Here is a 13,938-nt window from a genome sequence, read left to right on the forward strand (position 1 = left end):
GTTATACGCATGGCTCCTTTTTAAACGGATCAAATAACGGTATCCCCTTACTTCTTCTCAGTGCTGCTCCCCATTCTAATCCAACTTCTAAAAATAAATCCCGCACTGTACTATATAAAAGAGCCTTCACATTTTTACGGATTTCTCCGTACTTATACGCTCTCACAACGCTTTTCACGCGCCAAATGAAATTTCCATACACTTCTTCATCAGCTAATATTTGCTCCAGTAAAACACCTTGCTCTAGTAACCCACTCTTTTTATATGCAAGTTCCACCTTACTCCAAAATATATTGATCTTCTTCGGATTACTCGTCATCGGTAGAAGTGCATATATAAAAGGCTTCGGTATATCATGACGGCAATACGTCTCATCAAGTTCGTACGTTCCTTTTCTATTCTCTTTTATTTGTGGAAAGTTTTTAAAAAGAATTGTTTCCCCCTCATTTTTTTGCTCATTTTTACTACAGCCAGCTGCATCATTCTCACTTTCACATGCGGACATTCTCATACGGTCATCCATGCGGTCAATTGCAGATGTAAGAAAAACATATAAGTTCGCACTATATCCGCCTCGCCTATGTCTTTCTTTTGTTGCAACACGCTTTATAATTCCTAATTCCTCTAACTTTGCAATGGAGCGACGTACTGTACGAATACTTTTTCCAACATTTATAGCAATTGTCTCCATTAACGGACAAGCAACTCCCACTGTTTTCTGTTTCTCATTCACCGCGTACTTTCCTAAAAAATGAATAATGGTAGCATCCGTTTTATTTAATTGAAATCGATAATGTTTCAAAACTTGTTTTTGATATGTATTAAACTCTTCTTTACTTCGAAATTCACTATATGGTTTCATTAAGTTATATAAGCTTCCCATTTTTATCACCTCATTTATAAGTAAGAGGCAGGAAGGGAATTTGGCGTGCTATTTAATATTTTTTTAGTGGAGATGAAAATATGATCGTAATTAGCGCTTGTTTAGGTGGTATCGCTTGTCGGTATGATGGAAATGACAATCTCGTTTCAAAAATAGGGGATTTGCTGCAACAAGAAGATACAGTCCTCATTTGTCCTGAAGTATTAGGAGGATTACCAACGCCTCGTCCTTCGGCTGAGATTATCGGCGGGAATGGCGATGACGTTTTGGATGGAAAAGCAAAAGTGATGACAAAAGACGGTGAAGATGTCACGGAATCTTTCGTGAGTGGCGCTTATAAAGCGCTAGAACAAATTAAAAATTTACAACCAGAATATATTATTTTGAAAGAACGTAGTCCATCTTGTGGTAGTTCTACAATTTACACTGGAGAATTTAACGGGAATAAACAAACTGGTTACGGGGTAACAACTGCTTTATTCAAAAGACATGGATTGAAAGTCATTTCAGAAGAGGATTTTGAGAATATAAAAAGGAATTGACCCTGTTCGTCAATTCCTCTTTTCTTTCTTATTTCACGCCTAGTTTTTCTTTCACTTTCGCAGGAAGCTCGTCTTTCTTTACTTCTTCCCAAGCTGATACACCTTTTTTATCTGAGTGATATACGCGTAAGAATGCTTCTTTACGAAGATTTTTTTGTGCAGTAAATTCTAATTCTTTTTCTTTACCTTCTTTATCAAATCCAGTTAATTTATATTGGTAATCTTTATATGGTTCACCATTATCAGATTTACCATTATACTCTTTTCCATCTACTGTAATTTGAACGTAGTACTCATCTTTACCCATACGATTTAAATCACAGCCAACTAAAAGACTCGCAAATACAACTAAAATACTAAAAAGTGCAATATATCTTTTCATTTCCTTCACCTCATGTGTTTTTCTTATATTGTTATCTTAAAGCCCAGAGCTTAAAGAAGAAATTCAAAAACATGACATGAACATTACACTTTTGTAAGATAGTAATTATTTCTTCACTTTAGAAACCGTCATCCCGTCACCAATTGGAATAAGTACAGATTCTAAATTCGGATGAGCTGCTACTACTTCATTAAACTTCTTCATAACTTCTGTATAACGTTTTTGTTTCGCACCTTCATCAGCTACACTACCACCAGCTAGAACATTATCTGTAACAATTAAAGCACCTGGCTTAGCAAGCTTAATGCAGTACGTTAAGTAATTTTCATAATTCTCCTTATCGGCATCGATAAAGAAAAAATCAAATCGCTTATTACCTGTAGCTAATATTTCAAGACTTTGTAAGGCAGCACCAGTCATATATAACACTTGTTTTCCGAATCCCGCTTTATGTAGATTGCTATGTGCTACCTTTGCATATTTTTCTTCTAGTTCCAGTGAAGTTAACGTCCCCCCTTCTCCAAAACCTTTCGCAAGACAAATTCCGCTATACCCACCTAATGCACCTATTTCTAAAATATCTTTCGCTCCAGAAATAGAAACTAACATCGTCAAAAGTTTACCAGAAGAAGGCGATACCGATATGGGCGGCATTTCGTTTTCTTTTATGGAAGCAATCACTTCATCCAAAATTGTATCTTGACTACAAAATACGGAATCAATATAACGATTAATTTGTTTCATCAGATGCAGTCCCTTTCTCTAAATCTGCCTTCTCATCTAACATAGGCACTTCTTCTGTTTCACTCTCATGTATTTCAAATAGTTGTGTAAATTCATTAATAACCATATCAATTGCCTTTAATTCCCCAATTAAAATTTGCTGAATAGACTGGAATTCTGGCTCACTTAACTGTTGTTTAATTGTCGCTCGTTTCAAATTCATCATTTCTAAAAAAGCAATTGCTCTCCCGCGTCGAAATGTTTTCGGTCCGCGATGATGCGCTCCATCTCTCCCTTTATGACGCTCACCACGGTGGTGTCCTTCTTTCATGAACTTATCTTTTCTCATTTCAAATCCCCCTTTGTATACAAATGTATACATTTATTTTATCAATCACAAGTGTATACGTTTGTATACATAATGTCAAAAGAAAAAGCCTTAAGGGAGATGAATTTTATCATTCATCTCCCTTAAGGCTTTTTCTCCGCTATCTCTTTACTACCAATTTTTTATGTACCGATTACCGCCAATAACGTCTTTCACGCCAGTTTCGCCACTTATCATGGGCTTTATCACGTAATTTCCTTATACCGTTTATTACACCTTCTATTATGCATTCTATTATAATATCTATCACAATGTATCTTATAAATCTAAGAATAGGACCTATAGTGTACTTCAATATAAATTCAAAAATATTTTCCAGCATATATCCTCTCTTTCTGCCCTTCAATTATAACTGGAAAACAGAGAACTTGAAGCTCAAATAAATGATAAAGAAATTAGAAGTCACTAGATGAAAAAGGATTTCTAAGTGATGAATGGAATATATATTTATTGTTTTCTGGCTTTTGAGAGGAGAAATAATATGAATCCCATTTTGTTAGATGTTCCGTTACAAATAGAAACAGATAGACTCATCCTTCGGGCACCACTTCAAGCTGGTGAAGGGAATGTAGTACATGAAGCTATTAAAGATTCAATTCTTGAATTAAAGCCATGGTTGTCTTTATTCCAGTCAATTCCTACGGTTGAAGAAACGGAAATTCTCCTGAGAAATGCGCATTTAGATTTTTTGAAAAGAGAAAGCTTTCGCTATCTTATCTACCATAAGGAGACGAATGATTTTGTTGGAACGGCTAGCCTTCACCGAATTAATTGGAATGTTTCTAAATGTGAAATTGGGTACTGGGTTAACACGCAATTTAGTGGCAGTGGCTATATGACCGAAACAGTAAGTACGTTAATAAACCTTGGATTTCAGTTATTCAACTTTAGAAGGATCGAAATACGATGTGAATCTCATAACACGAAAAGTCGTGCGATTCCTGAAAAACTAGGCTTTGAGCTTGAAGGGATATTACGTAATGAAGATCTTTCAGCTGACGGCAAGCAACTAACTGATACTTGCATTTATGCAAAGATAAAGTAAAACTTTAATGAGCCATTACCAATTGGACTTTTACGCCAAAAGAAAAGACCTTTTTAACGATTATTTTATTCCATCGCTAAAAAGGTCTTTTTCTATTCCTGCTAAAAACTTAGCACTCTTCTGGCTTACCAGCATTCGTCGCTGTACGGAAAGATGATCCACATCCGCATGATGCGATTGCGTTTGGATTGTCAATTGTGAATCCGCCGCCAAGCATAGATTGTTTATAATCAATTTTTACTCCTTTAACAATTGGAGCACTCTCTTTATCGATAACAAATTCAACACCGAAAAACTCAAGAACTGTGTCGTCTTCTTTTGGTTCTACTTCAAATCCTAAGCCGTAAGAAAGACCACTACATCCGCCGCCGTGTACAGCAAGGCGCACGTACTTCTCTCCATCTTCAGCATCTTTTAACATATCTTTAATTTGAAAAGCTGCTTGTTCTGTAACTTCAATCATGAAATACACCATCCTTTCTGTTCTCATTCTATTATACATCTTTACGCTTCTATCTTGTACTCATACACTCCGCGGCAAATTACTTCCGCTGGTCCTTTCATTAACACATTGCCTTCTTCTGTCCATGCAATCATTAAATCGCCGCCAGCCAAATGAACTGTAATTTCCTTACCACGTTCCATCTTTCCATTTAAAATAGAGGCTACAACTGCAGCACACGCCCCTGTTCCGCAAGCTTGTGTTACACCAGATCCACGTTCCCAAACGCGGAAGTTCATCTCTTCCTCATTTAAGATTTCGATGAATTCAACATTTACTCGTTCCGGAAACATTTCATGTGTCTCAAGGACTGGACCAAGCGTTGTAAGAGGTGCTTGTTCTACATCATCAACAAAAATAACTGCATGCGGATTCCCCATTGAAACAGCTGTAAATGCATAACGATGATTATTGTATAAGAAGTTTTCACGAATAAATGGTGTTTCACCTTCACCAAGCATCGGTATTTCTGCACGTGTTAAACGAGGTGCTCCCATGTCGATTTTCGCTAATGTAACTTTCCCTTCTTCTACCGTTACTTCCGCCGTTACAATGCCAGCTAACGTTTCAATTGTGAAAACTGTATCTTCTACTAGTTTATGCTCATACGCATATTTCGCTACGCAGCGTAAACCGTTACCACAGCTCTTTCCTTCTGATCCATCATTATTAAACATGCGCATTTTCACCGGCGCTACGTCAGATGGACAAATTAAAATCATTCCATCTGCTCCAATACCAGTATTAATATTTGAAACCTTTTCCGCCACAAGAGCTAAATCTTCTTCCGGAATTTGTTCTTCAAACATATTTACATATATATAACTATTGCCAAGACCATGCATTTTTGTAAAAGAAAATTGGCTCATTTGTATTCACTCCAAAAATAATTTGTTATTTCAAGTATAAAATGCACGCTTTTAGAACACAATATGAATGTCCCCCGTTTCTAATATTTGACAACATTTGGCGATGAGCCAATCTTGCGCAAATTGTGTAAGAAAAAGCCCTTCTAAAAGGGCCTTTTTTTATTTATATACAATATTATCCCCCTGTGAAAGAAGATTTTATCTCATAAGAAAAATAAAAAGGTGCTGCCGATTGCAACACCTTAAAACATTGGATTTTCATCCAAATACTCATATACATTATTAACAAGTTCTTCTACTGTAGCACCTTGTACTACTTCACCATTTACAAGTGCAAACGGTCCTTCAAAACAAATGCCACAATATCCTAAACAACCATACTCCATTACATCTAAATTCGGATCTTTTTCTAATTTCTCTAAAGCTGCTTGTGAACCACTTGCAAGGTTACCTACACAAAATTCAATTAATGGTTTAATCAAAATTCTCCCCCCTGTACTACAAAACAAATTACTTTCTGACTTCATCTATAAGAAAAAAACTAAGCTGTTTCTTGTTGTTTTCATTACACCTTCTAAACTATTTAGTTACTTCATTATTTCACTTCAAAATAGATGATTCCTTCTATATAACATGCTACTTGCGATGAAATGGTAACTAAATAAGAAAAACAGTTTACTCTACTTTTCTTCTTATTGTACAACAGAGTATTCATTCATGCATTGTTATTTGTTCACAAATTCGATATAATTTGATTGAGTAAAGTCAAAATATTTTATTAATATAAAATTTTATGATTAGGGGATATTTCAACAGAAAAGGGGTAATCCATCATGAAACACCTCGTAATATTAGGTGGCGGCTACGGTGGAATGAGAATTCTGCAGCGGCTACTTCCAAGCAACCAACTTCCAGATGATGTACAAGTGACATTAATCGACAAAGTACCATATCATTGCTTCAAAACTGAATATTATGCATTAGTTGCGGGTACTATTTCAGAAACGCATATTCGTATACCGTTTCCTGAACACCCACGCCTCAATATTCAATACGGCACAGTAACAAATATTGATCTCGAAGAAAAAGCTGTTCATCTCGATGGCGGCGAAGCGCTCCAATATGATGATTTAATTATTGGACTTGGCTGTGAGGATAAATACCATAACGTTCCTGGGGCGAAGGAATATACACATAGCCTACAATCGATTGAACAAACACGTAAGACATATGAACAATTAAATAGTCTAGAACCAAATGCAACAGTAGCTGTCGTTGGCGCTGGATTAAGTGGCGTTGAAGTTGCAAGTGAACTTCGCGAGAGTCGTTCTGATTTAAAAATCTACTTATTTGATCGAAAAGATAGAATTCTATTCCCATATCCAGAGAAATTAAGTAGATATGTAGAAGAATGGTTCGTAAAACATAAAGTTACTATCATACGAAACTCTAACATTACAAAAGTAGAGCCAAATATTGTGTACAACCACGATGAACCACTTGAATGTGATGCAATCGTCTGGACAGCTGGTATTCAAGCCAATGAAGTTGTTCGAAACCTTCCAGTTGAACAAGATGGTAGCGGACGGGTTGTTTTAACAAAATATCACAATATTCCAAATAACGAGCACGTATATGTTGTAGGAGATTGTGCAGCACTTCCACACGCACCATCTGCACAACTTGCTGAAGGACAAGGAGAACAAATTGTCCAAATATTATTAAAACGTTGGAATAATGAACCACTTCCTGACGAACTACCTGTCATTAAATTAAAAGGTGTTCTCGGCTCTCTTGGTAAGAAGCATGGCTTTGGTTTGCTAGCAAACCAACCATTAATGGGACGTGTACCAAGGTTACTAAAATCCGGTATCCTCTGGATGTACAAATATCATAACGGTTAATACTTTACAGGCTGTCTCCTAAGTAGGCAGCCTCTCTTATTCGTTAAAATATAATTATCAGACACATCTTTCTCAATATGAATCATGATTTATTTTTCATTTTTATATTAAAAACTACCAATAAACAGTGTATGCTATTTATAAGTTGTTTTATTTCCTTTAAGGCCGAATTCATTCGGTCTTATTTTTTGTGTTGTAAATACTTTTACAGGAGGCATTCCATTTCACTTATGAACGTAACGAAACTAAACGATCGAATAGAAGCGAAGAAGAAAGAGTTGATTCATCTCGTTGAACAATATGGATTCACTCATCATAAAGTAATTTCTTTCAGCCAAGAATTAGATCGTTTACTTAACTTATTAATAGAAATCAAGACGAAGAAAAAACGTTGCTCTTTATAACCGTTACCTTCTCTTTTTTGATACGATAGAACTAGAATCAGAAAGGAGCCATCTATGTTTATATTAAAAGACGTTACATATAAAGATATACTGCACATTCCTTATTTACAGATTCAAAAAGAAAAAATCACATGTATAATCGGTGAGAGTGGGAGCGGAAAAAGCACACTGCTCCGTATGTTAAATGACTTACAATCTCCAACATCTGGAACAATTGAATATAACGGAAAATTAATTTCTGACTATCCCCCTATTCAATTACGACGTGACGTAGTCATGCTTGGGCAAACGCCACCTATTTTCGATGGAACCATTAAAGACAATCTATTAATGGGACTTCGTCTTTCTGAAAAAAACTTTCCAAATGATGATATTTTGCAAAGCGTATTAAAGATTGTTAGCTTAGAAAAAAATTTAGAAGACAACGCTAATTCATTATCAGGCGGGGAAAAACAACGACTTGCTTTTGCACGTATCGTACTTATGGATCCACCTGTTTATTTATTAGATGAACCAACTTCGGCGCTGGATAGCGATACAGAACGACGCGTTATGAAACAATTCACTACGCTAGCAAGAGAAACGAACAAAACAGTTATCTTTATCACACACTCGCAACAACTTCCAGAAGAAATTGCAGACGATATTATTGAGATTAGTAAAGCAAACGGTGCAACTAGAAAGGAAGTGCTCTCAGTTGAAGGGCGTGATTGAACTCCAAATTTGGCAACTTGCCGCTGCATATATTTTCATTCTTATTTTAATCGGGCTCGTGAAATTAAAAGGGATACCTCGCGAAAAACAAATCGCGCTCGCAACGTTCCGTATGACGATTCAGCTCGTACTCGTTGCCTATGTCCTTACATACGTATTTGAAAATAGTAATCCATTTTATACAATTGCTCTTATTACTTCTATTACTACCTTTGCAATTTTTAATATTTATAAACGAGTTAATATCCCAATGTCTAAAGAATTAAAACGAGTAGCCGCCCTTTCCATGGTAGCCGGATCAATTGGGCCACTTCTACTATTTATCTTTGTTATTATCGGACACGATCCGTGGTATGCACCGCAATATATTGTTCCGATTACCGGAATGTTAGTTGGGAATGCGATGACAGGTGTTTCTCTCGGTGCAAATACGTTCTTAAACAATATGAAATCGCAAAGAGGTCAAATCGAGGGGGCACTTATGCTCGGTGCCACACCGAAAGAAGCCGCTGCTCCGCTCATACGCGACGCTTTTGACTCCGCTATTTTACCAACAATCAATTCTATGGTCGGAATGGGAATTATAAGCTTACCGGGCATGATGACCGGTCAAATCTTATCTGGTGTATCACCATTTACAGCCATTCAATATCAAATCGCAATTATACTCGGTATTTCAGGAAGTACCGCTTTTGCTGTTATTATCTTCTTACAGCTTGGATATAAAACTTTCTTTAATAAGCGATGTCAGTTGAAGGAGATTGACTATGGCGGACGGTAATCTGGCTTTTTGCTCGGTAAATGATGCACATTTCTCGGTGAGTGAAATTATATCGACGATTTTTCGAATATATCTATCATAACTCAAAATATATCAACGATTTTTGAAATATATCGACGATTCGACAAGGAATATCGACTTACCGACAAAAAATGACATAATAAAAAGAGGAGGCCTATACGCCTCCTCTTTTTATTTACTTACGCCTTCTTCACGAATTGTGATTTTAACTTCATAGCTCCGAAACCGTCGATTTTGCAATCAATATCATGATCGCCATCAACTAGACGGATGCTCTTTACTTTCGTACCGATCTTCACAACTGAAGAAGTTCCTTTTACTTTTAAATCTTTAATGACAGTAACAGCATCGCCGTCTTGAAGAACGTTGCCGTTCGCATCTTTTACAACTTTTGCACCATCATTATTTTCAGCTTCTGCTTCTTGGCCCCACTCATGAGCACATTCTGGACATACGAAAAGAACGCCATCCTCATACGTATATTCTGAATTACATTTTGGACAATTTGGTAAAGTAGCCATAAATTCATTTCCTCCGTTCATTATTTATACGTAAAAATCAAAATTGATGTTTACATCTCGATAAATAAAATTTGTACAGCATTTCTTTATAGTGCCATAGTCTCACGTTATTGACAAGCCTACCTGGAATTCTCATTTTTTATTGTATTTTACAAATTTTTAATTCGTATGGTGTTTTACAATAAAAAAGAAGAACCCTCACAAGATTCTTCTTTTCAAAATGGACGAGTTTCCCTCTAGAAAAACCACATATTTTCTTCAACGTACATTTGATATTCTTCTACTTCTTCTTCACTTAACTTTTTATTATTTACATACACTTCTTGCCATTCAAAATAATCATCATTTAAGTATACAGCGAATTTAATTTTTACATTTTTCTTTTCTTCATAATCATAACCAGTAAATTCTACTACGTCATAATCCTTTTCTTTCTTTACATACTTCCAATTTGACTTATCTGTAATAGACTCTAAAGCCTCTCCTTCAAGACTTAGGCGAACAACATTTTTAATATTAGGTTCAGTTGGTACATACGATAAACCAAAGCTAGCACCTGCAAACAATACAAATACTATCGCTTGCAAACCAATCATAAGCCCGATATGAGCGCCGCCTTTTGATTGTAAATAATACTCTTTCTTATACTCAGGTACATCTTCTACTTTATGTAAAATACGGATAACATGCTTATAATACAATCGATTTCCTTGCCATCCAGTAAACAGCATCGTTCCAGCGTATATGATAAAATCTATCCACATTGGTATATCAATAAAAGTAGCTACAATGAAAGTAGGTACCGCTAATAACGTAAATATAATAAACAACTTATACATTTTACGATAAGCTAACCAAAAAGTTGGGAAGAAAAAGGCTACCCAATTCCACGTATTTCCTTGCGCTGGATTTTCTACTTTGCCCCACTTAAAGTCATAATAAGCTGTATTCTTTTGAACAACTTTATGCGACTCTTGCGGAGAAATTTTTTCTTGTAAAACAGTGTCCTTCACGTACATCATCCTTTTCTCATATCTACATACGTGTATTTTATAGAAATAAAAAGAAGGAATCTAACAAAAAGTACATATATTTCATAAAAATGAATGGAAATCGAATATATTCCGACAATTACCCGTTTCTTATTCCATTTTACTTTTAAATATATTAGAATACTTATGAATGATACATTTAATACACTAAGTTAATCATTTTGTATATTTGATAATAAAAATGTTTCACATGAAACTATCCATATTTCGTATTATCTTTCCTCTACAAAATACGAAAGACGCCCTTTCAAAAAGGCGCCTTTTTTACAGTTGAAAATTTACTAATAAATAAAATGAATTGTTTAATACATGAATTCCAATTGGAACGAGTAAATTGTTTGTTTTCTTATAGGTGTAGGCTAAACATATCCCTATACCAAAAATATATAAAATACTCCCTACTGTAAGGGGATGCCCTAAAGTAAATATGAAAGCACTTATAACGGCACTACTAAGTGTAGAGAAGCGCTGAGATAATTTCATAAAAAACATACCTCGGAATACAAGCTCTTCCCAAATCGGCGCAAAAATCGTGAGTACAACTACATATAAAATGATTTCATTTTTAGTAGGCTCTATTACTATATTAGATCCCTCCACACCAAGCCCATGTGGTAAAACTAAATTTAATACCGCAAGATATATAAGCAGTACGATCATCGTCATTATTATTGTTACATAATGTTTTGAGTTATTGAATTGTATTGATTTTAGTAAATGCACACAGTAATTTCTTGCCGGTGCATACATTACAATAATCATACAAAACGTGAAGGGTGAAATGAGATGATTTACATACCACGGATATAATGAGAATTCATATAAAAAGTTCAAATAACCAATTCCATACATTACCCCAAAAATAATTACGATCATACCGATTACTTCTAGCATACTCATTTGTACATTCTTTTCTTCATATGTAACTAATTCCGTGTCCATCCCATCCCCTCCAGTATAATTAAACCTTTTTAACCATTATATACCAAATTGTATATAAAAAAAGACAATACACCCAACTGTATTGTCCATTTTCTTCCCTACCATTTCTCTCTACACGCCTCAATTAAGTGCAGCAAATACCTCTTCGTCATATCTGCCCTTCTCCACCTTGAGAGCATTCGCTTTTCTTTTGGATTCTCCCGTATTCTTGCTACTTCTTTTAATAAAGGCTTCCATTCTTCTGATGAATGTTCTAATAAGTATTGCAATCCTCTATCTTTTGAAACGATTGTTTTATGGTCTAGTGTATATAAAATACGACCCATCGTAACGACCGCTGATTCTACCCATTCTTCTATAAAGAATAAATATGGCTGCTTCGCCTTCCCGCTCCAGTACTGTTCTACGTTGTATTTCATCGTATTTACTACATCATCCCACCTTATTTGGAACGAAAGGTCTTCTGCTTCTTTCCCGATCACTGTAATACCTTGATTTTTCAATGTCCACCATGTGACTGCATTAATATCCCAATGTCCTATATTCGCCTTACCATCCGCACAATACACGTACTCATTCATTTCATCATTGTATTTTCCTAAATCAGCAAGCGGAATATACATACCATCCATTCTTTTCCCTAACGTACTACCACTAAGTTTCTTATGAAGCTCTACAAGTTGCTGTTTTTCAGCTTCATTCACGGGATCACTTATTACCGTGACAAAATCAACATCGCTCGTTTCTGCATGAAATGCACCGAGTGCGATGGATCCGTAAATATATACCCCGACTATTTTTTCATCTAAAAAAATTTCTTTCAGTCCTCCTATGTACTGCTCCATCAACTGCTCTACTTCTTTCGGTAACGCATGCTTCACTACATTCTCCACATCTATCCCTCCAATAAAAAAAGCCTTTGCAAATTCGCAAAGGCTTCCTGCTTTATAAATATTTCTCGATTTCTTCGTAAACATCCTTCAAACGAGGATTTCCTTCTCCAACAATTTCTCCATTTACAAGAACGACCGGATAAAATAAATCTTCCTCCACTACGCGCTCTGCGAATGCTTTTTTATCTTCATCTTCTTGTTCTTCTTGAAAATCAATATACTCGAAATTAAATTTATTTTCTTGTCCTTCATATTTACGACCAATCGCCGCTTGTAACCACTCAAACGTTTCTGTTGAAGATGGCATTCCAACGCAGCTCGCACAAATTACTTTCGTCCCATACACTTGCACATTAACCATTTCTTCTCCCCCACTTCTTGTTCTAACAGTATATTCAGATACCTTATTACATAAGCACATCATTTTACAAACTCATTCCATACCCCTATACTGAAAAAACACGTTGTAAACATGATAAAAAATTTCGGCAATAAAACAAGAACAGAAAAAATAGATTTTCCCCTCTATCTTGATTATAATAAAACTGATGAAAGGAGTCGATAAAAATGGAAAACCCACATATGCAAGAACAAGTACTAGAAGTATTAGATAAATTACGTCCATTCTTACTTCGCGATGGCGGAGACGTTGAATTAGTAGACATTGAAGAAGGTATCGTAAAATTACGCCTTATGGGTGCATGCGGAAGCTGCCCAAGTTCTACAATCACACTAAAAGCTGGTATCGAACGCGCGTTACTTGAAGAAGTACCAGGCGTTATCGAAGTAGAACAAGTATTTTAATTAAAAGCGGAAGCGGCTCATTCAGAACAGGAGGTCATTGGAGCTCCTGACGAAGAGGCGCTTTTTGCCTCACAGGAAGGCGCGAAATGGCCGACTGTTCTAGCCGCTGGAGCTGGATATCATCTAGCGGCTCGTTCAAAGCCACTTGCTAAAAGGAGACCAAATTTGGTCTCCTTTTTTTATACAAATCACATTTATCCGTTAACATCATAAAACAAAATTGGAAATCCTTCTCAAAAAATGCGATAATTGATACTATATAGTGAATCGTTCACACATATAAAGTAAAAAACATAGGGGGACGACACATGCCAAAAATGGGGAACACGTTTTTAACAATTCAAGAACTAGAAAAGAAAAAAGAGTATTTATTAGACCTTTCATCCGTTATACCGACATGGAATGCGAGCTATCAATTTTTATTTAAAGAAATCCAGCAAGAATTATTGAGTAAAGTAAATGAAAAAATCGAACAACATCAATTCATTTTAAATATATGTGCAGATCAACAGGTAGGGGCATAATGTATTACATATAATTGTGGTATATAAAAAAGAGACCTCAATCG

The 13,938-nt window shown here is 35.7% G+C and carries 21 protein-coding genes; 8 read left to right on the forward strand and 13 right to left on the reverse strand.

What is annotated here, in order from left to right; genetic code table 11:
- Nucleotide 1: 1 nt before the first annotated feature.
- On the reverse strand, nucleotides 2-883 hold the full coding sequence (locus tag ACTFRS_RS20730) for a helix-turn-helix domain-containing protein (protein ID WP_440025108.1): 882 nt from the start codon (nucleotides 881-883) through the stop codon (nucleotides 2-4).
- Nucleotides 884-963: 80 nt separating this feature from the next.
- On the opposite strand from ACTFRS_RS20730, the gene ACTFRS_RS20735 reads away from it, so the two are divergent.
- On the forward strand, nucleotides 964-1,425 hold the full coding sequence (locus ACTFRS_RS20735) for a DUF523 domain-containing protein (RefSeq protein WP_139868177.1): 462 nt from the start codon (nucleotides 964-966) through the stop codon (nucleotides 1,423-1,425).
- A gap of 28 nt (nucleotides 1,426-1,453) precedes the next feature.
- Here the strand turns inward: ACTFRS_RS20735 and ACTFRS_RS20740 are convergent, their stop codons facing one another.
- The 4 genes from ACTFRS_RS20740 to ACTFRS_RS20755 form a co-directional block, all read right to left on the reverse strand.
- A complete protein-coding gene (locus ACTFRS_RS20740; RefSeq protein WP_070145328.1) occupies nucleotides 1,454-1,807 on the reverse strand; it encodes a YxeA family protein in 354 nt (117 codons plus the stop codon).
- A 105-nt stretch (nucleotides 1,808-1,912) separates the two neighbouring features.
- Nucleotides 1,913-2,551 carry an O-methyltransferase gene (locus tag ACTFRS_RS20745; protein WP_139868179.1) on the reverse strand — a complete coding sequence of 213 codons (639 nt, stop codon included), beginning with the start codon at nucleotides 2,549-2,551 and terminating at the stop codon, nucleotides 1,913-1,915.
- A complete protein-coding gene (locus ACTFRS_RS20750) occupies nucleotides 2,538-2,879 on the reverse strand; it encodes a hypothetical protein (RefSeq protein WP_431085345.1) in 342 nt (113 codons plus the stop codon). Before ACTFRS_RS20750 ends, ACTFRS_RS20745 begins: the two co-directional genes overlap by 14 nt.
- A gap of 172 nt (nucleotides 2,880-3,051) precedes the next feature.
- Complete coding sequence (locus tag ACTFRS_RS20755; RefSeq protein WP_139868183.1) at nucleotides 3,052-3,240, reverse strand: hypothetical protein; 189 nt, start codon at nucleotides 3,238-3,240, stop codon at nucleotides 3,052-3,054.
- 159 nt (nucleotides 3,241-3,399) lie between these two features.
- Here ACTFRS_RS20755 and ACTFRS_RS20760 point away from each other — a divergent pair, with 159 nt between their 5' ends.
- Nucleotides 3,400-3,963 carry a GNAT family N-acetyltransferase gene (locus tag ACTFRS_RS20760; protein WP_087954977.1) on the forward strand — a complete coding sequence of 188 codons (564 nt, stop codon included), beginning with the start codon at nucleotides 3,400-3,402 and terminating at the stop codon, nucleotides 3,961-3,963.
- Nucleotides 3,964-4,072: 109 nt separating this feature from the next.
- Here ACTFRS_RS20760 and ACTFRS_RS20765 read toward each other — a convergent pair whose 3' ends face one another.
- The 3 genes from ACTFRS_RS20765 to ACTFRS_RS20775 all read right to left on the reverse strand — a co-directional run bounded on the left by ACTFRS_RS20765 (nucleotide 4,073) and on the right by ACTFRS_RS20775 (nucleotide 5,816).
- Nucleotides 4,073-4,426, reverse strand: a complete 354-nt coding sequence (locus ACTFRS_RS20765) for a HesB/IscA family protein (protein WP_000573822.1) — start codon at nucleotides 4,424-4,426, stop codon at nucleotides 4,073-4,075.
- A gap of 41 nt (nucleotides 4,427-4,467) precedes the next feature.
- Nucleotides 4,468-5,334 (reverse strand): diaminopimelate epimerase, encoded by an 867-nt coding sequence (dapF, locus tag ACTFRS_RS20770; protein WP_000077386.1) that lies wholly within the window; start codon nucleotides 5,332-5,334, stop codon nucleotides 4,468-4,470.
- Between the two features lie 242 nt (nucleotides 5,335-5,576).
- Complete coding sequence (locus ACTFRS_RS20775; protein ID WP_000595026.1) at nucleotides 5,577-5,816, reverse strand: YuzB family protein; 240 nt, start codon at nucleotides 5,814-5,816, stop codon at nucleotides 5,577-5,579.
- Between the two features lie 351 nt (nucleotides 5,817-6,167).
- Here ACTFRS_RS20775 and ACTFRS_RS20780 point away from each other — a divergent pair, with 351 nt between their 5' ends.
- The 4 genes from ACTFRS_RS20780 to ACTFRS_RS20795 all read left to right on the forward strand — a co-directional run bounded on the left by ACTFRS_RS20780 (nucleotide 6,168) and on the right by ACTFRS_RS20795 (nucleotide 9,137).
- Nucleotides 6,168-7,238 (forward strand): NAD(P)/FAD-dependent oxidoreductase, encoded by a 1,071-nt coding sequence (locus ACTFRS_RS20780; protein ID WP_139868187.1) that lies wholly within the window; start codon nucleotides 6,168-6,170, stop codon nucleotides 7,236-7,238.
- Nucleotides 7,239-7,468: 230 nt separating this feature from the next.
- A complete protein-coding gene (locus tag ACTFRS_RS20785; RefSeq protein WP_001103326.1) occupies nucleotides 7,469-7,642 on the forward strand; it encodes an aspartyl-phosphate phosphatase Spo0E family protein in 174 nt (57 codons plus the stop codon).
- A 54-nt stretch (nucleotides 7,643-7,696) separates the two neighbouring features.
- Nucleotides 7,697-8,356 carry an ABC transporter ATP-binding protein gene (locus ACTFRS_RS20790; protein WP_440025106.1) on the forward strand — a complete coding sequence of 220 codons (660 nt, stop codon included), beginning with the start codon at nucleotides 7,697-7,699 and terminating at the stop codon, nucleotides 8,354-8,356.
- The gene (locus ACTFRS_RS20795) at nucleotides 8,340-9,137 is read left to right on the forward strand and encodes an ABC transporter permease (protein ID WP_000679255.1); all 798 of its coding nucleotides are present in this window, start codon (nucleotides 8,340-8,342) and stop codon (nucleotides 9,135-9,137) included. The genes ACTFRS_RS20790 and ACTFRS_RS20795 overlap by 17 nt, the downstream gene beginning before the upstream one ends.
- A gap of 200 nt (nucleotides 9,138-9,337) precedes the next feature.
- On the opposite strand, the gene phnA is transcribed toward ACTFRS_RS20795, so the two are convergent.
- The 5 genes from phnA to ACTFRS_RS20820 all read right to left on the reverse strand — a co-directional run bounded on the left by phnA (nucleotide 9,338) and on the right by ACTFRS_RS20820 (nucleotide 12,927).
- A complete protein-coding gene (phnA, locus tag ACTFRS_RS20800) occupies nucleotides 9,338-9,679 on the reverse strand; it encodes an alkylphosphonate utilization operon protein PhnA (RefSeq protein WP_000212737.1) in 342 nt (113 codons plus the stop codon).
- A gap of 236 nt (nucleotides 9,680-9,915) precedes the next feature.
- Complete coding sequence (locus ACTFRS_RS20805) at nucleotides 9,916-10,698, reverse strand: DUF2628 domain-containing protein (RefSeq protein ID WP_139868636.1); 783 nt, start codon at nucleotides 10,696-10,698, stop codon at nucleotides 9,916-9,918.
- A gap of 297 nt (nucleotides 10,699-10,995) precedes the next feature.
- Nucleotides 10,996-11,673: a lysostaphin resistance A-like protein gene (locus ACTFRS_RS20810; RefSeq protein WP_440025105.1), complete on the reverse strand. Its 678-nt coding sequence runs from the start codon at nucleotides 11,671-11,673 to the stop codon at nucleotides 10,996-10,998.
- Nucleotides 11,674-11,771: 98 nt separating this feature from the next.
- Entirely contained in the window at nucleotides 11,772-12,566 is a 795-nt protein-coding gene (locus tag ACTFRS_RS20815) for a nucleotidyltransferase domain-containing protein (protein WP_440025103.1), read from the reverse strand.
- Between the two features lie 52 nt (nucleotides 12,567-12,618).
- A complete protein-coding gene (locus ACTFRS_RS20820) occupies nucleotides 12,619-12,927 on the reverse strand; it encodes a YuzD family protein (RefSeq protein WP_000248590.1) in 309 nt (102 codons plus the stop codon).
- A 206-nt stretch (nucleotides 12,928-13,133) separates the two neighbouring features.
- Between ACTFRS_RS20820 and ACTFRS_RS20825 the strand changes: the two genes are divergently transcribed.
- Both ACTFRS_RS20825 and ACTFRS_RS20830 read left to right on the forward strand, forming a co-directional pair.
- Nucleotides 13,134-13,370 carry a NifU family protein gene (locus ACTFRS_RS20825; protein ID WP_000431159.1) on the forward strand — a complete coding sequence of 79 codons (237 nt, stop codon included), beginning with the start codon at nucleotides 13,134-13,136 and terminating at the stop codon, nucleotides 13,368-13,370.
- A 308-nt stretch (nucleotides 13,371-13,678) separates the two neighbouring features.
- Complete coding sequence (locus ACTFRS_RS20830) at nucleotides 13,679-13,894, forward strand: hypothetical protein (RefSeq protein WP_001125488.1); 216 nt, start codon at nucleotides 13,679-13,681, stop codon at nucleotides 13,892-13,894.
- Nucleotides 13,895-13,938: the final 44 nt, after the last annotated feature.

This window comes from Bacillus cereus group sp. MYBK139-1 (assembly GCF_051916915.1).
Lineage (GTDB): Bacteria > Bacillota > Bacilli > Bacillales > Bacillaceae_G > Bacillus_A > Bacillus_A pacificus.